The organism is Rhodoferax sp. WC2427 (assembly GCF_040822085.1).
Classification (GTDB): domain Bacteria; phylum Pseudomonadota; class Gammaproteobacteria; order Burkholderiales; family Burkholderiaceae_C; genus Rhodoferax_B.
Window position 1 is genome coordinate 3,386,524 of sequence record NZ_CP162006.1, and the last position, 21,777, is coordinate 3,408,300.

The 21,777-nt window shown below is 67.2% G+C and carries 13 protein-coding genes; 8 read left to right on the forward strand and 5 right to left on the reverse strand.

Translation table 11 applies throughout. The annotated features are described in order from the left end of the window. The first annotated feature begins 9 nt into the window (after window positions 1–9). The 3 genes from AB3G31_RS15960 to AB3G31_RS15970 all read left to right on the forward strand — a co-directional run bounded on the left by AB3G31_RS15960 (window position 10) and on the right by AB3G31_RS15970 (window position 8,300). Window positions 10–4,989, forward strand: coding sequence for a hypothetical protein (locus tag AB3G31_RS15960; RefSeq protein ID WP_367847067.1), 4,980 nt, complete (start codon window positions 10–12; stop codon window positions 4,987–4,989). 9 nt (window positions 4,990–4,998) lie between these two features. After that, a complete protein-coding gene (locus AB3G31_RS15965; RefSeq protein WP_367847068.1) occupies window positions 4,999–6,933 on the forward strand; it encodes a hypothetical protein in 1,935 nt (644 codons plus the stop codon). Between the two features lie 281 nt (window positions 6,934–7,214). Then, the gene (locus AB3G31_RS15970) at window positions 7,215–8,300 is read left to right on the forward strand and encodes a M12 family metallopeptidase (RefSeq protein ID WP_367847069.1); all 1,086 of its coding nucleotides are present in this window, start codon (window positions 7,215–7,217) and stop codon (window positions 8,298–8,300) included. 13 nt (window positions 8,301–8,313) lie between these two features. On the opposite strand, the gene AB3G31_RS15975 is transcribed toward AB3G31_RS15970, so the two are convergent. From AB3G31_RS15975 to AB3G31_RS15990, 4 genes are all read right to left on the reverse strand, one after another. After that, window positions 8,314–9,441 carry a HupE/UreJ family protein gene (locus AB3G31_RS15975; RefSeq protein WP_367847070.1) on the reverse strand — a complete coding sequence of 376 codons (1,128 nt, stop codon included), beginning with the start codon at window positions 9,439–9,441 and terminating at the stop codon, window positions 8,314–8,316. After that, a complete protein-coding gene (locus tag AB3G31_RS15980) occupies window positions 9,438–10,568 on the reverse strand; it encodes a tetratricopeptide repeat protein (protein ID WP_367847071.1) in 1,131 nt (376 codons plus the stop codon). The genes AB3G31_RS15975 and AB3G31_RS15980 overlap by 4 nt, the downstream gene beginning before the upstream one ends. 127 nt (window positions 10,569–10,695) lie before the next feature. Beyond that, a complete protein-coding gene (locus tag AB3G31_RS15985; protein ID WP_367847072.1) occupies window positions 10,696–10,959 on the reverse strand; it encodes a hypothetical protein in 264 nt (87 codons plus the stop codon). 14 nt (window positions 10,960–10,973) lie between these two features. Then, window positions 10,974–12,599 carry a DUF4331 domain-containing protein gene (locus AB3G31_RS15990; RefSeq protein ID WP_367847073.1) on the reverse strand — a complete coding sequence of 542 codons (1,626 nt, stop codon included), beginning with the start codon at window positions 12,597–12,599 and terminating at the stop codon, window positions 10,974–10,976. A gap of 397 nt (window positions 12,600–12,996) precedes the next feature. Here AB3G31_RS15990 and AB3G31_RS15995 point away from each other — a divergent pair, with 397 nt between their 5' ends. Then, complete coding sequence (locus AB3G31_RS15995) at window positions 12,997–14,556, forward strand: methyl-accepting chemotaxis protein (RefSeq protein ID WP_367847074.1); 1,560 nt, start codon at window positions 12,997–12,999, stop codon at window positions 14,554–14,556. 11 nt (window positions 14,557–14,567) lie between these two features. Further along, on the forward strand, window positions 14,568–16,748 hold the full coding sequence (locus AB3G31_RS16000; RefSeq protein WP_367847075.1) for an EAL domain-containing protein: 2,181 nt from the start codon (window positions 14,568–14,570) through the stop codon (window positions 16,746–16,748). A gap of 239 nt (window positions 16,749–16,987) precedes the next feature. Here AB3G31_RS16000 and AB3G31_RS16005 read toward each other — a convergent pair whose 3' ends face one another. Next, window positions 16,988–18,049: a LacI family DNA-binding transcriptional regulator gene (locus AB3G31_RS16005; RefSeq protein ID WP_367847076.1), complete on the reverse strand. Its 1,062-nt coding sequence runs from the start codon at window positions 18,047–18,049 to the stop codon at window positions 16,988–16,990. 104 nt (window positions 18,050–18,153) lie between these two features. Between AB3G31_RS16005 and araD the strand changes: the two genes are divergently transcribed. Genes araD through AB3G31_RS16020 form a run of 3 tightly spaced genes read left to right on the forward strand, consistent with a single transcriptional unit; the run spans window position 18,154 to window position 21,764 of the window. After that, a complete protein-coding gene (araD, locus tag AB3G31_RS16010) occupies window positions 18,154–19,890 on the forward strand; it encodes an L-arabinonate dehydratase (protein WP_367847077.1) in 1,737 nt (578 codons plus the stop codon). 9 nt (window positions 19,891–19,899) lie between these two features. Further along, window positions 19,900–20,697: an HpcH/HpaI aldolase/citrate lyase family protein gene (locus tag AB3G31_RS16015; protein ID WP_367847078.1), complete on the forward strand. Its 798-nt coding sequence runs from the start codon at window positions 19,900–19,902 to the stop codon at window positions 20,695–20,697. Next, window positions 20,697–21,764, forward strand: a complete 1,068-nt coding sequence (locus tag AB3G31_RS16020; RefSeq protein WP_367847079.1) for an ABC transporter ATP-binding protein — start codon at window positions 20,697–20,699, stop codon at window positions 21,762–21,764. Before AB3G31_RS16015 ends, AB3G31_RS16020 begins: the two co-directional genes overlap by 1 nt. Window positions 21,765–21,777 lie beyond the last annotated feature (13 nt).

Sequence of the window (21,777 nt, forward strand, 5' to 3'; positions counted from 1 at the left end):
GACGCCGCCATGCCCGCACTGAACCTGAATCTGGACGCACTGCAGGCCGCCCGCGCCGAGCTGGTGCGCCAGCGCGATGCCCAGCGCAGTGCCACCCTGGCCTGGCAGCAGGCCCAAGCCGCACTCGATACCCTGGCCCGCACCGGTGCCAGCGCCGATGCGTTGCAAGCGCAGGCCCAGCAGGTGGCCGACCTGCGCCGTACCGCCCAGGCGGCCCTGCAAGGCACGGCACAGCGCCTGCAAGGCATCCAGAACCTGTCGCAAGACCTGCTGGCCCACCTGCAACTGCCGCAGGACAACCCGGCCCCGCTGGTCGAGGCCCTGGATGCCGCCCACCCGGTGGCCCTGCTGCCGGTGGCGGTGCAGACCCGCTACACCGCCGATGCCAGCGAACTGATGGTGCGCATTTATCCCGATGCCATCCACAGCTTTGGCCACGAGCCGGGCCTGAGCGAAGCCGAAACCGCCGAGGGCAAACGCTACTGGGCAGAGCGCTTTGCCACCCCGAGCGACACCGAGTCGCCCTGGCTGCAGATCGCCCGCATCTACACCCCGGCCCGTGCCGCCTGGATTGTGCGCAGCACCACGCCCACCAACTTTGACCAGCTGGGCCGCCGCATCGACGATGCCGACGCGGTGCTGGTCAGCCCCGAGTTTGACGACGCGGCCATTCCCCAAGCCAGCCGGGTCGGTGCCACCGTCTACGCCACCGCCCTGCCCGACCGCTTTGTGGTGGTGGGCCAAAGCCGGGGCCGCGAGGTGTTCCGCGTCTGGGGCCAGCCGGTGGCCGACCTGCTGCCGATGAACCCGGCGTTCGACCCGCTCACCGCCACCGACGAAGCCGAGGCCGAGAAAGACCCCTTTGGTGGCGACCGCGCCTGGCTGGTGGACTTCCCCGCCGCCGTGAAGGCGGGCATGGCCATCCGCGTCACTGCCAACGATATGCGCAACGGGGCTACGCTGTCCGACCCCATCGACCGCCTGGTGGTGCTGGGCGTGGACTGGACGCAGACCCCCGACTCCGCCGCCACCCTGCTGGCCAGCCTGCTGGACAACCACCAGCACAGCGCCGGGCTCAAGCTGGTGGCCCAGGGCACACCCACCAACAACACCAGCACCACCCGCGCCGCTTTTGCCGCCAACGGGGCCGACCTGCTGGCCGACATGGACCCGCAAACCACCAGCCAGCGCTCGGCAGACGGGGCTTTTGAGCTGGCCACTGCCGGGGGCCGCCTGCAAGGCCTGCTGGGCCTGCCGGTGGAGGTGTTTGACGCAGGCACGGTGCCCGGCGCCACGCTGCGCGAATCGGCCAGCGCAGGCCACATGGTCAACGCGCTGTGGAGCGCCACCCTGGGCTACACCCTGCGCTACTTCTGGAACCCGCGCGACACGGCGCAGGCGCTGATCAGCGACGCGGCGGTGGAGCAGCTGCGCGCCTGGTCGGTCCGCTACCTGCGCCCCGGCGGTCCGCTGTCCACCCTGCGCGTGGGCCAGCAGCCCTACGGCATCCTGCCCATCTGCGCGCGCGATTTCGTGCCCAGCCCGCGTTCCGCATTGGAGCGCGAACTCACCGAGGCGCTGGACTGGCTGCGTCCGCACTGGGACAGCGTGGTCTACAAGGTGCCCACACTGCGCAACCCCAGCGCCGAGAGCCTGCACCAGGTGCTATCCATGCAACCCTGGGCCTGCGCCAAGCGCTACAACGAAGTCATCGGCCCGGCCACCACCCAGAACAACCCGGCGTTTGCCGAGTTGGTGCAGTTCCAGGGCGCGTTTTTGCGTGGCCTGATGGGCCAGTTGCTCAGCCGCAAGAGCGCCGCGGTGCAGGTGCCCTACCTGTCGCTGTGCGCCATGCGGCCCAAGCAGAATTCGCTGGATGCCGTGCCCTGGGTGCAGCGCGACCCCGACAACATGCCCCGCGAACGCGAGGGCGCGGCCCTGCTGCAGCCCAACTACATCGCCACCCTGCACAACCACCTGGGCGACCCGGTCAGCGACCTGCGCGCGCGCATCGTGCCCATGCAAAACGGCAACTCGCTGCTGGAAGCCATGCTGGCCTTTGCCGCCGACGAAGAAATCCTCAAATCGGGCCACGCGCTGTTCTACGCGCATGTGCAAAACAGCGCCAGCGTCAGCCCGCTGGTGAAAAGCCAGTTCCAGCGCATGGGCCTGGCCGAGTACGTCGGCGTGGCCACCAGCACCCTGGTGGGCGACCAGGTGGAAGTCAACACTGCCCGCAGCATGATGGGCGTGCGGCTGGAGGGCACCACCGCCAACCGCTCCGTGGAGGGGCACATCGCCCAGTACCTGGGCCAGTCGGCCACCTTGTGGCCCGAGCAGATGCAAAACATCGCCAGCTTCAAGGACAGCCTGGCGTTTTTGCAAGACTGCAACGCAGGCGAGCTGCAGCAGGCCTTTCGCACCACGCTGGACCTGTACGCCCACCGGCTGGATGCCTGGATCACCGCCCTGGCCACGCACCGGCTCGACACCCTGCGCGCGGCCCGGCCCCAGGGCCTGCACCTGGGCGCATTTGGCGTGGTGGAAGACTTGCTGCCCGATGTGGTGCGCCGCAGGCAGTTGCCGCCCGGCCAAAGCCAGGCGTTGGACAGCCTGGGCTACATCCATGCGCCTTCGGTACAGCAAGCCACCGCCGCCGCCGTGCTGCGCAGCGGCTTTCTGGCCAACGGGCAAGCCCCCGGCCAGGCGTTTGACATCGACCTGCGCTCCCAGCGGGTGCAGCGCGCCAAGCAGCTGCTGGAGGGCATCGCCAACGGCCAGTCCATGGCCGCCCTGCTGGGCTACCGCTTCGAGCGCGGCATGACGCACAGCGCGGGCCAGGCGCTGGCCCAGTACATCCTGGAGTGCCGCCAGGCCTACCCGCTGCGCCCCGCCGGGGCCAGCCCGCAGGACGAAGCCAGCGAGAGCATTGCCGCCCGCGACGTGGTGGACGGCGTGCGCCTGATGGATGCCTACCGCACCGCCCGCGCCGCGGGCACGGCCTTCAAAGTGCCGGGCGTGCCCGACGCGCTGCTGCTGCCCCACGCCGAGATCGCCGTGCTGATCGACGACCTGCTGGAGCAGATGGACGCGGTGTCCGACCTGCTGGTGTCCGAGAGCGTGTACCAGATGGTCAGCGGCAACCTGGACGGCGCCGGGGCCGCCATGATGACCCTGGACAAGCAAACCCGCCCACCCGAGCCCCGTGTGGCCGACACCCCGCACAGCACCCGCGGCTACACCCAGCGGCTGGTGGTGGCGCTGGAATCCGCAGACCCCGGCCCCTGGGCGGTGGAGGGCGAGCTGACCGCCCGCATGGAGCCGCGCCTGAACGCCTGGCTGGCCCGGCTGCTGGGCGACCCTGGCCGCTACCAGTTCCAGGCCCAGGTATTCAGCCCGCCCACCGGGGATAACGGCGACTGGGTCGTGACCGACACCGTGCTCACCGCTGGCATCGCCGAGCTTGGCCTGTCACCACTGGCGCTGGTGCTGCACAGCGAAGCCCAGCAAGGCGCGGGCCAAAGCGGCGTGCAGGAGCGCCTGGGGCAGCTGATGGGCAACAAGCTGCGGGCACAACTGGGTGCCGCCGCCGACGGCCTGGCCGTGGTGCTGCAGGCCGACGCGCCCGAGGCCGGGCAAATCGGGCTGGTCGCCTTCGAGTCACTGGCCTGGGTGCTGCGCCGCCTGCTGGCTAAAACCCGCCCGTTGCGTCGCATGGACATGGTGCAAGCCCGCGACGGCGTGGAGAGCGCCGCCACCCAGGACGATGGCGAAGCCGCCGGGGTGGACCTGGCCGAGCTGGAAGTACGTTGTCAGGATGCCGAACGCCAGGCCGATGCCGTGCTGGCCCTGCTGGCCGATGCCAGCGCCGCCGCGCCGGAAGACCTGGATACCCTGGATCCGCTGGATCCCGCCACCCCCGCACTGCTGGCGCAAACCCACACCGCCCTGGCCGCCGCCTATGCCCTGGGCTGGCGCAGCGCCGCAGGCCATACCCCGGTGGCCGCAGGCGACGGCCAGGGCCAGCCGCTGAGCGATGACGACACGGCAGCCCGTGCCGTAGGCCGCGCCCGCGCCTTGCTGCTGGAAATCGGCGGCCGCACCACGGCAGCCCGCACCGCGCCGGTGTCCGACGGGCGCGGCGGGCAACTCCAAGCCTTGTTGGACCGCATCCACGCGGTGATGGGCAAGGATTTTCCGGTGCTGCCGCTGTTCACCCTGGGCGCATTTGCCGCAGATGCCGCCGCCAGCCTGGGCGACCGCGACATGCTGCTGGGCAAGGCCGCGCTGGGCAACGACGACGCGGCCATTGCGGGCTGGTTGCCCAAGCTGGCCTGCGTGCGCGAAGCCAGCGCCCTGCTGGCCGACACCCTGCTGGCGGCAGAGGCGCTGGGCGAAGACAGCGGCTACCTGGACGACCCGCTGGACTTCCAGCTGCTGCAGTTCCCGCGCAACCCGTTAAACCACTGGGCCGCCCTGCCCCCCGCGCCCAAGCAAAAGCTGCAGGACCTGCGCGGCGTGGTGGCGATTGCGGCGCACGCCCCCGGCGGCCTGCGGGCGCTGGATGCGGCCAGCACCCTGTCGGGCCTGTTTGTCGATGAATGGATGGAAACCATCCCCTCCGACACCGAGACCACTGGCGTGGGCTTCCATTTCGACGCACCCGGGGCCCGCCCGCCGCAGAGCATCTTGCTGGCCGTGCCCGCCGACCCCGCCGCCGACCACTGGACACTCGAGAGCCTGCTGGACACCGTCAATGAAGCCATGGCCCTGGCCCAGCTGCGCGCCGTGCGCCCACAGGACCTGGAAGGCCTGGGCCTGCTGCTGCCGGGCATCTTTTTGTCCAACAACTTCAAGCAGGACGTGCCCTCCATCGACTTCGCCAGCATGGTCAGCAAGAACCTGTACGCCCTGCGCGCCGCCAGCGGTGTGGCCAACGGCAAAGCCACCATGGCCGCAGGCACCGCCCAGTTCGCCACCAAATCCTGAGGAACCGCCATGCCCATCTCCCTTACCGCCGCACGCATCTCGGTGGTCTCGGCGCTGATTGCGCAGCCCGAGCCCTCGCACACCACCTGGTCGCGGCTGGAGCCGCTGCCCACCAGCGACGACGTGGCCGACAGCCTGCAGGCCCGCATTGCCGACCCGCTGTGGATGCTGGCGCGGCAATGGCAGTTCAACGAGTTCCAGGGCGAGGACGCGGGCAGCCCCATCGCCGCCGCGCTGGCGGTGGCGGGCCTGCCCGTGAGCAGCCTGCTGCCCCGCGCCGATGCGCTGGACGGCACCCCCCTGCCGCCCGGTGCCGCGCCGCTGGAGGCGCTGGTGGAACACGAGCAGGTGTTCCAGGTCCACCCCAAGCTCAACGCCCAGGCGGGCCAGCAACTGATGCGCAGCCTGCGCGCCGCCGGGCTGGGCACTCTGGCCCAGGCGCTGCGCAAGCAGTTCCCCGCGCCCCTGCCCGCCCCCGATGATGCCGCCGCCGACAACGCCGGGTTTGTGTGGCACACCCTGCTGGACCAGCGCGCCATCCACGCCCAAGCGCTGGCCCAGGCCTTCGGCGCCCTGCCCGACCGCGCGGCCGAAGAGGCGTTTGGCAGCATCGCGGGGGCCAGCATCGCGCAGATGGATGCCTTTTTGGCACTGCTGCACCACTGGGTGGACTGGCTGGCGGAGTTTGCGCTGGACGGCACCGCGCCCGGGGCCAGCCCCTACTGGAAGCCCGAGCGGCTGGAGTACAGCTTTGCCCTGGGGGCCCAGGGCGATGGCGCACCGGTGCGCCTGGTGGCCGACGAGTACACCGACGGGCGGCTGGACTGGCACAGCTTTACCCTGGGTGCCGCCCACGCCGACGCAGGCGGGCCGGACCAGACCGTGTCGTACCCGACCCAGCCGCCCAAACACCTGCCCTTGCCCACCACTGCCCGCTACCCCGGTATGCCCGCCGACCGGTACTGGGAATTTGAAGATGGCCGCGTCAACTTCGGCATGTTGGGCGCCGCCAAGAGCGACCTGGCCCGGCTGGCCGTGCTGGAGTACGCGCTGGTGTTCAGCAACGACTGGTTCACCCTGCCGCTGACCCTGCCGACGAACGCGCTGTACACCGTGCAGAAGCTGGACGTGCGCGACAACTTCGGCATCACCCTGGCCATCCCAGCAGCGGGCTGGAACATGTTTGAGCTCAGCCTGCAGCCCGGCGCGCCGCAGCGGCTGGACAACACGCTCTACCTCTGCCCTGCCCTGCACAGCCTGGAGGGCCCGCCGCTGGAGCACGTGATGCTGGTGCGCGACGAGATGGCCAACATGGTCTGGGGTATTGAGAAGCGGGTTCAGGGCAGCTCCGGCGAGCCCATCGACCGCAAGTTCGAAAGCACCCGCCTGTCCACCACCCAGACCCTGCGGCCCACGGTAATAGCCGACGCGCCGCCCGCCAGCGCCGGTGCCCTGCTGCAGTACACCCTGCAAACCCCAGTGGCAGCGCACTGGGTGCCGTTCCTGCCGGTCAAGAAGCAGGGGGCCGACGTGCTGCACTGGAGCATCCAGCTGCAGCGCGGCGTGGTCACCCACCACTACCAGACCACACCCGCACGCATGGCCGAGCCGGTCAACGCCAGCTACAGCGCCTTCATCCAGCGCCTGCGCGACAACGCCTTTGTAGAAACCACCGGTGCGCTGGGCACCGAAGACCACCAGCTCGAAGGCTTCATGTTCCACCCCCGCGGCAGCCTGCTGCGGCAAGACCCCAACGTGGACGTGAAAACCGACTTCCTGCGCATCGCCGAAGAAGAGGTACCCCGCGACGGCATCAGCCTGCAGCGCCGCTTCAACTACGCCCGCGACAGCCAGGGTCGCGCCCTGCTATGGATAGGCCGCAACAAGCTGGTGGGACGCGGCGAAGGCGCCAGTGGCTTGAAGTTTGATGTGGTGAAGGCGTGACCGCTATGCAATTTGCAGTAAATCTTGCAAGAAAAATAGGCCGCTAGCGCCCATTCCATCAGCACGACAAGCTACTAAAAATAGAGCTAAATGTGCTGCAATGTGCCGGGTGACACCGCCACGGTGGACGGGGCCGAAATGCGGCCCCAGGCGGGCACAGCTACATCCTCCAAAGTGAGGATGTGGAGTGGCGGATTGCATCCTAAAGTGATCTAGCGCCAAGGGTTTTTGCCACGGCGCGCCATGCCGCCCCTCTGCAACCCACTCACTGAAAGGCTTGTATGACTGCCCCCGCCACCACCACTCCAGACAACTACGGCCTCCGCTACTGCACACAACCGCTGCAACGGCCCCGCGTGTTCGCACCCGATGTGTCGGCAGGCCGCGTGAGGGCCATCACCAACTCCGACAAGAAATGGGCCGCAGGTACCCAACTGACCTACTACTGCTTCCAAACGGGCGATGCCGTTCCCACGGCCTGGCAAGGCTCGGCCGCCGACCGGGCCGCAGTGGATGCGGCCTTTGAAAAATGGTTTGACCTGGACATTGCCATCTCTTTTCGGCGTGTGACCCGGCCTGAGGATGCGCAGGTGCGGATTGGCTTTGAGCCTGCAGGTGGCTCCTGGTCGTATGTCGGCCGCGACGTGGCCAACGTGCGCGACCCGCTGGAGCGCACCATGAATTTTGGTTGGCCCCTGACCACCCCCTATGGCGGTGACACCGCGCTACACGAAATCGGCCATACGCTGGGGCTGGAGCATGAACACCAGAACCCGTTCTCCGGCATCGTCTGGAACGAAGCGGCGGTGCGCAGCTACTTCCGGGGTGGGCCCAACTTTTGGCAGGACGATGCGATCAACCACAACATTCTGAACAAAATCAACCCAGACGACGTCAAAGGCACCAAGTGGGACCCCGACTCGGTCATGGAATACCACTTCGGCCCAGGGTTGATACAGGAACCGGCGGGCTACCGCGAGGGACTCACACCGCGCGGCGGGTTGTCCGAATTTGACACGGCCTGGATCCGGGTGGCCTACCCCGCAGCGGCGGTCGCCAACATCCCCCAGCTGCAGGTCGCCATGTCGCTCAAACTGGACCTGCAAGCAGGGCAAACGCGGGTGTTCAGCTTCCAGCCTCCGCGCACCCGCACCTACCGCATCGGCACCTTTGGTGACTCCGACACCGTGTTGGTGCTGTTTGAAGTGACGCCCAGCGGCAATGTCCAGATTGGTGGCGACGACGACAGCGGCGTAGACCGCAACGCCCTGCTCCGGATGCGCCTGAGCACCGGCCGCACCTACCAGATCGGGATCCGCCTGTTCTACGCGGAAACCGCCAGCGAAACGTCACTGATGGTCTGGTGACGGCGTTCGTCGCTCACACCACCCGCAGCCAAAACCAGTATGCCGCCAGCGCCACCAGCAGCCACGAGCCGCCACGGACCACCGCGCTGGCGTACCAGGGCTGGCGCACCACTACCTGCGACAGCAGCACCCAGGCGGCGACAGCGGTCAGTTGGCCAGCTTCCACGCCCAGGTTGAAGCCGGCCAGCGCCCAGGGCAGCAACCCAGCGGGGGCGGCGGCTTCGATCAGCAGGCCCGCGAAGCCGTAGCCGTGCACCAGGCCGAACACCAGGGCCAGGCGCTCGGGGCGCAGTACCCGCACGGGGTAGATGTTGAGCAGCGCGGTGAAGGCGATGGATGCGGCAATGGCGGGCTCGACCCAGCGCGGCGACGCTTCGGTCCAACCGAAGGTGGCCAGTGCCAGGGTGATGGAGTGGCCCACGGTAAAGGCCGTGACGGTGCGCAGCAGCGACCACCAGGGGCTGCGGCCCGCCACCGGTGCGCCCTGCCCTGCGGCCCGGCCCAGGCGCAACTGCAGCGGTAGCACCAGGGCCAGCAGGAAGGCCATGTGGTCGTAGCCCTGCAGCAGGTGGTGCATGCCGAGCTGCAGGTAGTCCCACAGCGTTGCGGCAATGCCATGGATCGCGCGGGGCGGGGCGGCCACGGCCTGGCGCAAGGCCAGCGGCAGCGCCTGCTGGGGTGCGGCGGTGGCCAGCAGGTCATGGCCGTCGAGGTGGCCGGTGACGATCAGGCGGTGGTTGCTGTCCTCTGCCTTGAACAAGGTGTAGCGCAGGTCCAGGGCCGTGCCGGGCGGGCAGGCGGCGGGGCTGGTGGCGCGCAGGTAGGCGCCGTCGCTGCGGGCCTCCAGGCCGTCAAACGTCCAGTGCAGTGTGCAGCCGGGGCCTGCACCGACCAGGCCGGTGTGGCTTTGCAGCAGGGCCAGCGCGGCGGGGGTGGCGGCCTGCACTTCGGCCCAGGTGACCTGGCCGTCGGCATTGGCATCGACCGGGATGAGCAGGTCCAGGTCCTTCAGGGCCACGGCGAGCTGCAGGGTCAGCGCGCTGCCTTGCTGGCGCACGTCCAGGTAGGCATCGCTGCCCTTGTGGGCCCAGGCGGGAGCGCTGAGGCACAGCGCGCACAAGATGGAGAGCAGGCGTTTCATGGGCGGCTCCGCGCGTCGACGATGCCGACTTGCTGCATGTCTTTTTGCAACTGCTGCACCGCCGCCGTGTCTTGGGCCTGGCGGGCGCTTTGCAGGGCCACCCACCAGTCGATGGGTTCGCGCTGCAGCTCCAGGTTGCGGCGGGCGATTTGCAGCGCACCGGGCGCGTCGTCGTCCAGCCACAGGGCGACCAGGGCTTGCTCGCGGCTGTGCAGGCTCAGGTCGTCGCCGCGGCGGGCGAGCTCGGCGTTCCATTCCCCCAGGGTGGCGCGCAGGGTTTTCCATTCGGGGTTGTTCAGGCGGCGCAGGGCGGTGGCCTGGCGCAGCAGCACAGCGTCGGTTTGGGGCAGCGGCTGCAGCACGGCCAGGGCCTGGGCGGTGTGGCCGGTGCGCAGCAGCAGGTCGCTCAGGGCGATGCTGGTGTAGAGGTCGGGTGCCGCCTGCAGGCTGCGCTGGTAGGCGGTGCGGGCAGCGGCATCCCGGCCAGCGCGTTCTTCGCTCTCGGCCAGCAGGGACTGTAGCCAGCTGGTCTGTGCAGGATCTTGCGTGGCGGCCAGCAGCCGGGTAAAGCCTGTGCGGGCGGCGGCGCTCTGGCCTTGCAGCGACTGGGTTTCCAGCTGGCAGGCCAGGGCGTAGAGGTTTTGCCCGGCGCGGGCCACGGCTTCGCAGGCACGCAGGGCCTGGTCGTAGCGGCCCGACAGGCGCTCCAACGCGGCCAGGTTCAGCCAGCCCTGGGCGTGCTGGGGGGCACGGTGCACGGCGGCTTGCAGGAGGCTGCGTGCGGCCTTGAAATCGTGGCGGCCCTGCTGCACCGTGGCTTGCAGGATGGCCATGTCCACCGGTGCGTCCGGCTTGTCCCACCAGGGGGCCAGCACGGCCTGGGCACGGCCCCAGTAGCGGGTGTCGCCGGTCTGGCGGGCGGTGGCGATGTGGGCGCGGGCCTGGGCGGCGGCGGCAGCCGGGTCGGCGGTGGCGGTGGCGGTGGCCATGGCGGCGGGGCGCACGCGGGTGATGGTAGGCAGGCGCTCGACCACTTCGTCGCCCCGGCTGGGGTGCAGCGCGGTGGCGGCATGGGCCGGGGCGCACAACAGCAGGCAGGCGAGCCAGAAGATGGGGGGGATGCGCATGGTGGGAAAATTTGGGTTGCTATTGAATAAGTAGCTGCTTGCGCTGATGGAATAAGCGGTAGGGGCCGATTTCTTGTAAATCCTGCCCCTCCCCAACCCTCCCCCGCAGGGGAGGGGGGGAGACAGGTCAGATGTCCGCGGGGTCGTCCGATTCGCTGGTGGCCAGTTTGGTGTCGGCCAGGACCACCGGGTCACGGCTGTCGCTGGTGTTGGCGATCTGGGCCTTGGAGAAGGCGACCACATCGTCCACCCGGGTTTCCACGCCCACCGGAACTTCGGTGGTTCCAGCCACGAACTGGTCGGCCACGGGGCCATCCCCTCCCCCGCCGCCACAGGCCGCCAGCATGCCCACGGCGACCGCGGTGGGTGCTATCCATTTGAAGTGCAACATGGTGCGGGTCCTTATCAGTTAGAGCCAGAGTTAGGCGTGTTGAGGTAGGGGAAACGCGTGAGGAAGGGCACGGTGGCCTGGTCCACGCCGTCGTGGATATTGGCCGACTGGGCACCCAGCGGCACGCTGGAGGCTTTGCAGGCCGAGGTCAGGCTGGGCACGCCGGGTACGCCATTCAGGCCCAGGCTGTTGTTGTCGCCGTTGATGACGCACAGGCCGCCGAGCATGGCCACCAGGGCGATGTCCACCACGTCGTCCTTGGGGCGGCGGCCGTTGGGGAAGCCCGCCAGGTCCACCGCTTGCGACAGGTTGGCCGTGCCGCCTACGCGCAGTACCTCACCGGCCACGCCCAGGCGGTTTTGCAGGGCAAACGGCACGGGGGTGATGGCAGTGTTCAGGCGCAGCACCTCGGACGGGGTGGCCTTGGCGGGCTTGTTCACGCCGGTGATGCCGGTCAGGAACACGGTGGCCAGGTCGGTACGCGGCAGGTTGGTGGGTGCCACGGCGGTGGGGCTACCAGCCAGCACCAGGCCCAGCAAGGCGGGCAGCGTGGGGTTGGTCACGTAGGTCAGGAACTGGCCGTCGTTCTCGGGCTTGGAAGCGTTGAATTTGTCTTTGTCGGGCAGGCCGATCACCACCTCGTTCACCAGGGGGTTGCCCAGGCGCGACACCTGCACCCAGGCACCACCGGCTTTTTCGCTGGCCTGGTGGCCCGACGGCGGCTTGCCGTTGAGCAGCCGGGCCTGGCGCAGGCTGGCCGTGGTCCACCCGCCAATGACCGGCTCTGCGCCCGCTGTCAAACAGCCTTTGTTGACTTCCAGCGCGATGGTGGTGATGTTGGTCTTTTGCACCACGGCCTGGCCGCCCATGCCGACCGCGTCCTTGTTGGCCGGGTCGAGCAGGAAGCCGACGGGGGCATTGACCAGGTCAAAGATCGGGCCCAGATTGACGGCAAAACCGTCCTGGCGCTGGCCGACGAAGACCTTGCCATCGTCCATGCCAGCGGGGCAGCCTGGCACCTTGATGCTGAAGACGTGCTTTTGGGCATAGGCCTCGTAGGCCGCCGCACCGCCCAGGGTTTTCGCACCGATGTAGTCCACCGGCTTCTCAAAGGTGGCGCCGCCGCTGGCCTTGGTGACAGCAGACACGGTGCCTTTGCGCCGGTCGCCACGCACCACGTTGACGGTGTAGGTCTCGTTGACATTGAGGTTGGCATCGTTGACGTTGGCCACGGCACCGGCCTGGACCAGCGGAATCGCCACGTTGGCGGTGCCAATGGGCAGGGCCACGTTGTTGAGCTTGTTGTTGAACTTGAACTGGAAGGTCAGGTGTTCCTTGCCGTCGCCCACGTTGTCGATGTGGATCTCGTACAGCGCGTTCGGGTCCATGGCAAAGTAGTTGGGGCCGCCGTACGGGGCCTGCAGGGGCTGGTAGTTGGCGATCATGGTGACGAAGTCGGAGCGGCCACCGCTGCCGTTGTTGGCCACGCCCTCGTAGCTGCGGAACATGTAGAAGTCGGTGCCGTCCACCTTCGGGCTGGTGGTGATGAACGGCGCCTCGCGGTGGCTGGACGCGAATGCCGCGCCGGTCAGCGCGAGCAGCAAACACGCTGCGGTGATGGGGTTGCGTTTGAATTGCATGGTGATCTCCTGGGGGTCATGTCCATTGGTGCCAATAAACACTATTGGCTCTTGGGATACGCAGGCGGCTTTACCGTGGATTCACAAACCGGCACTATTTCTCGCAATCAGTCTGCATGCAGCGACTATCTGCTTCACCTTTGATAGCTGCTCATGCTTATGGAATAAGCGCAATATGCCTATTTCATGGAAAAAATATTTCACCACCCTGGATGGCCAAGCGCTCAACCATCGGGCCCGAAAACTGCGGCAGTCTTGTTACAAAATTTTTGAACCTGTCTTGATATGTATCAAGCTCGCCACATACAGTGGGGCTTTGAGCTTGAAAGCTGCTGGCCGCACGGGCCTAATCGCAGCCTGTTACCAAATGTAGTTACCGCTGCACCGAAGGAGCCCTATGCGATCCAACCTGCCCGTCACCACGCAAGAGTACGAGTACCCATCCAACGAGATGCTGGTGTCCACCACCGACACCCGGGGCCACATCACCCACTGCAACAGTGCGTTCGTGCAGGTCAGCGGCTTTAGCTACGACGAACTGGTGGGCCAGCCACACAACCTGATCCGCCACCCCGACATGCCGCCCGAGGCCTACAAGGACATGTGGAGCACCATCGGCCGTGGCCGCCCCTGGACCGGCATGGTGAAAAACCGGCGCAAAGACGGCAGCTTCTACTGGGTCGAGGCCAACGTCACCCCCATCATGGAAGGCGGCAAGCCGCGCGGCTACATGTCGGTGCGCACCAAGCCCACCCGCCAGCAGGTGCAGGATGCCGACGCGCTGTACGCCCGCATGCGCAGTGAGCGCGCGGCCAACCGCCCGACCTTTCAACTGCGTGGCGGCACCGTGCGCCCGCTGGGCTGGCGCGGCGCGCTGGCCCGTCTGGCCCACGTTGGCATGACCCAACGCTACATGCTGGTGCTGGCGGCCATGGTGGGCGTGGGCGTATTGCCGATGCTGCTGGGCGTAACGGGCCAGTTGGGCGTGCTGCTGCAAGTGGGGCTGCAACTGGTCTGTGCGGCGGTGATGGTGCTGTGGTTCAAGACCCATGTGACAGACGTGGTGCTGGAGGCCGAACGCTTTGCCAGCGACCTGTCGGGCTGCAACCTGAACACCGCTATTTCGCTGAACTACCCGGCCCCGCTGGGCTCGCTGGTGCGCTGCCTGTGGCAGATCCAGATCAATATGCGGGCAGTGATCGGCGATGTGAACACCGAAATCCATGGCTTCACCCAGGTCGCCGCCGAAATCGCCTCGGGCAGCCTGGACCTGTCGGAGCGCACCGAATCCCAGGCCAGCAGCCTGCAGCAAACCGCCGCCAGCATGGAGCAACTGTCCGGCACGGTCCAGCAAACCGCCGAAACCGCCTTGCAGGTGGCGCAGCAAAGCGACAAAAGCACCCACGTGGCGACCCGGGGCGGCGAGGCGGTGCACCAGGTGGGCCTGGCGATGCAAAACATCGACAAGTCGTCTAAAAAGGTGCAAGAGATCATCGGCGTGATCGAGGGCATTGCCTTCCAAACCAACATCCTGGCGCTCAACGCCGCCGTGGAAGCGGCCCGCGCGGGCGAACAGGGGCGCGGTTTTGCGGTGGTGGCTTCCGAGGTGCGGTCCCTGGCGCAGCGTAGCGCCGGGGCGGCCCGCGAGATCCGCACGCTGATTGCCGAATCGGCCGAGCAGATCGCGGCGGGCAGCCACCAAATGGCGGACGCGGGGCGCACCATCGACGAGGTGGTAACTTCGGTCAAAGAGGTAGGCGCACTGATCCGCCAGATCACCCAGGCCACCGTGGAGCAATCAGACGGCATTGCCCAGGTGAACGAAGCGGTGAACCAACTGGATGCCGTAACCCAGCAAAACGCGGCGCTGGTCGAAGAATCCGCAGCCTCCGCCGAGGGGCTGAGCGGCAGCAGTCTGGCGCTGGCGCGGTCCGTGCAAGTGTTCGTCCTGGCGTGATCCGTCCGGGTATGTTGCCAGACGACACGGGCCTGTCGGCCTTGCCAGAGCGGCCCTGCAAACCGCTGCTGCGCGCAACCAACCTGGCCGAGGCGCTGCAAACCATGGCGACCTGCCAGTTCGAGCCCGCGCTGAACTCGCTGGGCAGCCAGATCGCCATCATCGACCAGCAAGGAACCATCACCTACGTCAACCAGGACTGGATCGAATTCGGCGTCCACAACGGCACCGCTGCCGACTACCCGTGGGTCGGCAGCGACTATCTGGAAGCCTCCAAAGGCTTCAGCGCCGTCGAGTCGGAGCAAGAGGCCTCTTTGGTGGATGGCATCCGCAAGGTGCTGAGCGGCTTGGCGCCCACGTTTGACTGCGAATACTCTTGCCACAGCCCCGACGAGAGGCGCTGGTTTGTCATGCGGGTCGTGCCTTTGCACACCCACCCCGGGCTGTACGTGGTGTCCCACCACAACATCACACGGCGCAAGGAGCAACTGCTGGCAGGCCAGGCGGCCCTGGAAGAATCGGCCCTGCACAGCCAGGCGGTTCTGGACAATATGGTCGATGGCGTCGTCACCATCGATATGCGCGGACGCATCCAGTCCTTCAACCAGGCCGCCAGCCGGATGTTCCAATACACACCGGCCGAAGTGCTGGAGCGCAATGTCTCCATGCTGATGCCGGAGCCACACCGCGGCCACCACGACGGCTACCTGCTGCACTTCCAGCACACCGGCGAAGCCCGCGTTATCGGCAAGCCGCGCGAGGTCGAAGGTGTGCGCAAGAATGGTGAAGTGTTTCCGATGAGCCTGTCGGTCTCGCAGATCATGCGCTCCGGGCAGCCCACTTTCATCGGCATCGTACGTGACATCACCCAGCGCCGACTGCACGACGAAGAAATCCGCCGACTGGCCTTCTATGACCCGCTGACCAGGCTACCCAACCGCCGCCTGCTGATGGACCGTTTGCACCAGGCCATGGCCAGTTCTTGCCGCAGCCTGCACCATGGTGCGGTGATGTTCCTGGACCTGGACCATTTCAAACAGCTCAACGACGGCTGGGGCCATGATGTGGGTGACGAGCTGCTGCAACAGGTCGCCGCCCGCCTGAACGCCTGCGTGCGCGAGGCCGACACCGTGGCCCGCCTCGGCGGCGACGAATTTGTGGTGTTGCTGGAAGCCTTGAGTCCGCTGTCCTCCGAAGCGGCCACCCAGGCCGAGGCTATTGCCAACAAGATCCTCTACACGCTGGGGCAGAGCTACAAACTGCGCGGCCAGATGTACGACAGCACCCCCAGTATCGGCATCGTGCTGTTCGCCCAGGACCGGGACAGCATGGAGGATTTGCTGAAAAAGGCCGATGTCGCCATGTACCAGGCCAAATCGGCGGGCCGCAACACGGCCCGCTTCTACGACCCGGCGATGCAGGCCGTGGCCATGGCGCGTACCGAGCTGGAACGCGACCTGCGCCATGGTTTGAGTACCCAGCAGTTTGTGCTGCACTACCAGATCCAGGTGGACAGCAAGGGTGTACCCACCGGCGCCGAAGCCCTGGTGCGCTGGCAGCACCCGCTGCGCGGGCGCGTCTCTCCGGGCGACTTCATCCCGCTGGCCGAAGAAACCGGCCTGATCCTGCCCCTGGGCCAATGGGTGCTGGAAACCGCCTGCACCCAACTGCAGGCCTGGGCCCAAAACCCCACCACCGACCACTGGAGCATGGCCGTCAACGTCAGCGCCTGGCAGTTCGCCCAGGTCGACTTTGTGGCCCACGTGACGGCAGCGCTGGCCAAAACCGGTGCCCGACCGCACCTGCTCAAGCTGGAGCTCACCGAGAGCATGCTGGTCAACGACGTGGACGACGTGATCGCCAAGATGAACGCCATCAAGGCCTATGGCGTGAACTTTTCGCTGGACGACTTCGGCACCGGCTACTCGTCGCTGTCGCACCTCAAAAGCCTGCCGCTGGACCAGCTGAAAATTGACCAGTCTTTTGTGCGCGACGTGCTGACCGACCCCAGCGATGCCGTCATCGCCCGCACCATCGTGGCTCTGGGCCATAGCCTGGGCCTGAAAGTCATCGCCGAAGGCGTGGAAACCGCCGAGCAACGCCACTTTCTGGCCGGTATTGGCTGCGACGCGTTCCAGGGCTACTACTTTGGACGGCCCGAGCCCGCAGACATGCTGGCGCAGCGGACCTGATCAACCTAGATCCGGCAGTTGAACCCGCCCGAGGGTGCTGTGATCGGCATGCCAGATTAGGCGCGACAACAACGCGGGCTACTGCCCGCTAGGCGGAGCAACGACATATGGCGTGGCGAGCGCAGTGCCCTCGGGTGGGTAGCGTTCTCACCCAAGAGGTGATGGCCATAAATCGCCACAAACCTAAGCCCAGAGTGGCCTACCAGACCAGCACAAGCGGTCAACTGCCGGATCTAGGTTCAGGCTGCCGCCGTACTGGCCCGCTCGATCAGTTGGTAGGGCAGCTTGCGGCTGCTGGGCTCGGGGCCATCGGCCAGAGATTGCAAAATCGCCTTGGCCGCCACCCGGCCAATGTCGGCCGTGGGCGGTCGCACCGTGGACAGGGGCGGCTCCAGCTGGCGTCCAATGGGAAAGTCGCCAAAACCCAGCAGCGCCAGTTGCCCAGGCACGGCGATCCCCTGGCGGACAGCCTGCATCAGGGCCCCGCAGGCCAGATGGTCGGTGGCAAAGGCCACCGCCGTCACCCGCGCGCCCTTGGCCGCCAGTATCTTGGGCAGCACTGCCCGGCCCGCGTCAAACGCATCGCCCATGGCCGCGCGCAGCACCGTGGCACGGGCACCCTGGGCCTGCACCGCGGCCACAAAGCCTTCGCCGCGCTCGTGGGCCCGAAAGTCTTCGGCCACACCGCTGTCCACATAGGCCAGCGAGGTATGGCCCAAGGCCAGCAGGTGCCGGGCCATGGCCTCGCCCACCGCAAAGTGGTCAAAGCCAATCTGCGCAAAACCGTCTGCATCGGCCCGCGTGGTGGGGTGGTCCCAGATTTCCACCACCGGGATACCGGCGGACTGGGCATCGCGCAGCAAACGCAAGGCTCCGAGCGTGTGGTGGCGGCCCGTAACCACAATGGCCGCCGGGGCCCAGCCGGTGAGCACCCGCAACTGCTCTTCTTCCCGCTCCTGGGAATAGCCGGTGGACAGCAGCAACAGCTCGTAGGCACTTTCACGCAGACCCTCGGTCAAGCCCTGGATGGTCTCGGCAAAGATGGAATGGCCCACGTTGGGGATCAGCGCCGCCACCAGCCGTGACGCGCCGCTGGCCAGTTGCCCGGCCTGCTGGTTGGGCACGTAACCGGTCTGCTCTATCGCCTCGCGGATCCGCAGGGCGGTGGCTTCGGCCACCAGGGTGGGCTGGCGGATGTAACGCGAAACGGTAATACGGGTCACGCCCGCGGCATCTGCCACATCGTGCAGCGTAGGCCGCCCATGGCCGCGCCGCTGGCGCTTGATCGGGTCCGGGTTCATTTTTGATGTGCGCTAGGGTTTTTGCTAATGCACGAAGTTTCCACTGCCGTTAATGTTACCGGTAACAGTCAAACCGATCATCCCATTTCCGAAAGCCCTTATCCATGACCCAATCCCTCGCAGATTTGCGCAGCCGCCGGTGGTTCGCCGCGGGCGACATGCGTGGCTTTGCGCACCGCCAGCGCATCCAGCAAATGGGCCTGCGCCGCGAAGATGTGCTGGAGCGCCCCATCATCGGCATCATCAATACCTGGAGCGACCTGTCGCCCTGCCACGCGCACCTGCGTGAACGCGCCGAGAGCGTCAAGCGCGGCGTGCTGATGGCCGGCGGCATGCCATTCGAGCTGCCCGCCATGAGCCTGGGCGAGGTGATGGTCAAGCCCACCACCATGCTGTACCGCAACTTTCTGGCCATGGAAGTGGAAGAGTTGCTGCGCTCGCTGCCGCTGGACGGTGTGGTGCTGCTGGCCGGGTGCGACAAAACCACCCCCGGCACGGTGATGGGGGCTATCAGCGCGGGCCTGCCCATGCTGTTCTGCGCCGCCGGGCCCATGATCAGCGACCGCTACCTCAAACGCGGCGAGCCCACCCGTGCCGTGGGCGCAGGCACCCATACCCGCATGTTCTGGGACGAATACCAGGCAGGCCATATCAGCGAAGAGGAATGGGTGGGCCTGGAGGCCAAGATGACCCGCGCGCCCGGTACCTGCAACACCATGGGCACGGCCAGCACCATGACCTCCATCATCGAAGCGCTGGGGCTGGCCTTGCCGGGCTCCACCTCTATCCCCGCGATGGATGCGGGCCACAGCCGCATGGCCGCCGACTGCGGCACGCGCATCGTGCAAATGGTGTGGGACGACCTGACCCCGGCCAAGATCCTGACCAAGGGCTCGTTTCAAAATGCCACTGTGGCGCAGATGGCGCTGGGCGGCTCCACCAACGCCGCCGTGCACCTGATCGCATTGGCCCGCCGCGCCGGAGTCAACCTGCAACTGGAAGACCTGGATGCCATCGGCCAGAAAGTGCCGGTGCTGGCCAACCTGTACCCCAGCGGCGACAAGCTGATGGAGGACTTCCACTACGCCGGTGGCATGCCCGCCCTGTTGAACCGGGTGCGCGCCCATTTGTCGCTGGACGAAATGACCGTCACCGGCCACAGCCTGGCCGAGAACATTGCAGGCCGCGACAGCCTGGACGACAGCGTCGTGCGCCCGCTGGACAACCCGGTCAGCCCTTCTGGCGCGCTGGCGGTGCTGCGCGGCAACCTGGCCCCGGATGGCGCGGTGATGAAGCCCAGCGCCGCCAGCCCGAAATTCTTCCACCACCGTGGCCGCGCCCTGGTGTTCGACTCGCCCGCCGAGATGAACCAGCGCTGTGCCGACCCGGATCTCGACTGCGACGAGAACACCGTGCTGGTGCTGCGCAATGCCGGGCCGGTGGGCGCACCCGGCATGCCCGAATGGGGGGGCCTGCCCATTCCCAAGAAGCTGCTGGCCCAAGGCGTGCGCGACATGGTGCGCATCTCCGACGCCCGCATGAGCGGCACCCACTACGGCAGCTGCATCCTGCACGTCAGCCCCGAGGCGGCGGTGGGCGGCCCGCTGTCGCTGGTACGCGACGGTGACGAAATACGGGTCGATCTGACCACCCGCAAGCTCGAACTGCTGGTGGATGAAGCCGAACTGGCCGTACGCCATGCCGCGCGGGTGCCACCACCGCGCACCTACCAGCGCGGCTACATCCGCCTCTACCAGGAGCATGTAACCCAGGCCCATGAGGGCTGCGACTTCGACTTCCTCCAAGGCACGGCACCCACGCCGCAACCTCCCATTTACTAAAGGTCCCCCATGAACCCTTTCAAGCAACTTCTGCAAACCACCGGTGCCGCCACGCCGGTCGGTACCTGGATCATGTCGGCCAGCCCCCTCGTCGCCGAGGCCATGGGCCACGCCGGATTCGACTGGGGTGTGGTCGACATGGAACACACGCCGCTGGACCTGATGGACCTGGTGCACATGCTGCAAGCGGTCTCGGGCACCCCCTTGCTGCCGGTGGTGCGCGTGCCCTGGAACGACACCGTGAACATCAAGCGCGTGCTGGACGCCGGTGCCACCACCCTGCTGGTGCCCTTTGTACAAAACGCCGAGCAAGCCCGTGCGGCCGTAGCCGCTACCCGCTACCCGCCCGAAGGCTGCCGTGGCATGGCGGGCATGAGCCGGGCCTCCAAGTTCGGCACCACGCCCCAGTACCTGACCACCGCCAACGCGCAGATGACGGTGATCCTGCAGCTGGAAACCACCGAGGCCATAGCCCAGCTGGAGGCCATTGCCGCGGTACCGGGCGTCGATGCGCTTTTCATCGGCCCGGGCGACCTGTCGGCCACCATGGGCCATGTGGGGCAGCTCACCCACCCCGAGGTCCTGGCCGTCACGGCCGATGCCGTGGCCCGCGCCAAGGCCCTAGGCATGCCCATTGGCACCGTGGGCGGCACCACCGAGGTGGTGGCGCAGTACCGCGCCATCGGTTTCGACTTTGTCGCCATTGCCTCCGACCTGGGCCTGCTGATGCGCAGCGCCCAGGCCGCGCTGGCAACCGTACGCAACACGGGCGCAAGCCCAATCACCCCTACCAACGGAGGCTACTGATGGCTGCTGTAGAACTACGCCGCGTCGTCAAAACATACGACGGCAAACACACCATCATCCACGGCCTGGACCTGGACATCCGAGAGGGCGAATTCTGCGTCTTCGTGGGCCCATCCGGCTGCGGCAAAAGCACGCTGCTGCGCATGATCGCCGGGTTGGAAACCATCACCAGCGGCGAGGTGCGCATCGGCGGCGAGGTGGTCAACGACAAGCCCCCGCGCGCCCGCGATATCGCCATGGTGTTCCAGGACTACGCGCTGTACCCGCACAAGACGCTGTACGACAACATGGCCTTTGGCCTGCGGCTGCGCAAAACGCCCGAGGACGAAATCAAGCGCCGGGTGATGGATGCCGCCAAACTGCTGCGCATCGACCACATGCTGGACCGCCGCCCCGCCGCCTTGTCAGGGGGCCAGCGCCAGCGCGTGGCCATCGGCCGGGCCATCGTGCGCAAGCCTGCGGTGTTCTTGTTCGACGAACCGCTGTCCAACCTGGATGCGCAGCTGCGCCAGGAGATGCGCACCGAGATCAAGCGCCTGCACCAGCGCCTGGGTGCCACCATGATCTACGTGACCCACGACCAGGTGGAGGCCATGACCCTGGCCGACCGCATTGCCGTGCTGAGCGCCGGGCACAAGATGCAGTACGACACGCCCGATGCCATCTACAACCGGCCCGCCGCGCTGTTCGTGGCGGGCTTTACCGGTGCGCCGCCGATGAACCTGATCGATGCCAGCCTGGCCCACGGCGTGGCCGATGTGGGCAACAGCGTGCAGATCACCCTGCCGCCCCGCTTGGCGGCCCACGGCGGCGCATGCAAGCTGGGCGTGCGCCCGGAGAACCTGCGCCTGGCCCCCCAGGCGGGTGACATCGTGCTGCCCGCCAGCGTATCCCTGCTGGAGCCACTGGGATCGGAAACGCTGGTGTCGTTCAAGGTGGGCAGCTCGGAGCTGATTGCCCGGGTGTCGGCCTCGTTCCGCGAAGCACCGGGCACCCAGCTGGCCGTGCACGTACACCCCGACCACCTGCACCTGTTCAATCCGCAAAACGGCGCAGCGCTGAACTGAGCCACTAAAACCC

What these genes read in the sequence shown, in the direction of transcription:
- AB3G31_RS15960 (WP_367847067.1), top strand. Translation starts at nt 10, where the DNA reads ATGCCCGCACTGAACCTGAATCTGGACGCACTGCAGGCCGCCCGCGCC.
- AB3G31_RS15965 (WP_367847068.1), top strand. Translation starts at nt 4,999, where the DNA reads ATGCCCATCTCCCTTACCGCCGCACGCATCTCGGTGGTCTCGGCGCTG.
- AB3G31_RS15970 (WP_367847069.1), top strand. Translation starts at nt 7,215, where the DNA reads ATGACTGCCCCCGCCACCACCACTCCAGACAACTACGGCCTCCGCTAC.
- AB3G31_RS15975 (WP_367847070.1), bottom strand. Translation starts at nt 9,441, where the DNA reads ATGAAACGCCTGCTCTCCATCTTGTGCGCGCTGTGCCTCAGCGCTCCC.
- AB3G31_RS15980 (WP_367847071.1), bottom strand. Translation starts at nt 10,568, where the DNA reads ATGCGCATCCCCCCCATCTTCTGGCTCGCCTGCCTGCTGTTGTGCGCC.
- AB3G31_RS15985 (WP_367847072.1), bottom strand. Translation starts at nt 10,959, where the DNA reads ATGTTGCACTTCAAATGGATAGCACCCACCGCGGTCGCCGTGGGCATG.
- AB3G31_RS15990 (WP_367847073.1), bottom strand. Translation starts at nt 12,599, where the DNA reads ATGCAATTCAAACGCAACCCCATCACCGCAGCGTGTTTGCTGCTCGCG.
- AB3G31_RS15995 (WP_367847074.1), top strand. Translation starts at nt 12,997, where the DNA reads ATGCGATCCAACCTGCCCGTCACCACGCAAGAGTACGAGTACCCATCC.
- AB3G31_RS16000 (WP_367847075.1), top strand. Translation starts at nt 14,568, where the DNA reads ATGTTGCCAGACGACACGGGCCTGTCGGCCTTGCCAGAGCGGCCCTGC.
- AB3G31_RS16005 (WP_367847076.1), bottom strand. Translation starts at nt 18,049, where the DNA reads ATGAACCCGGACCCGATCAAGCGCCAGCGGCGCGGCCATGGGCGGCCT.
- araD (WP_367847077.1), top strand. Translation starts at nt 18,154, where the DNA reads ATGACCCAATCCCTCGCAGATTTGCGCAGCCGCCGGTGGTTCGCCGCG.
- AB3G31_RS16015 (WP_367847078.1), top strand. Translation starts at nt 19,900, where the DNA reads ATGAACCCTTTCAAGCAACTTCTGCAAACCACCGGTGCCGCCACGCCG.
- AB3G31_RS16020 (WP_367847079.1), top strand. Translation starts at nt 20,697, where the DNA reads ATGGCTGCTGTAGAACTACGCCGCGTCGTCAAAACATACGACGGCAAA.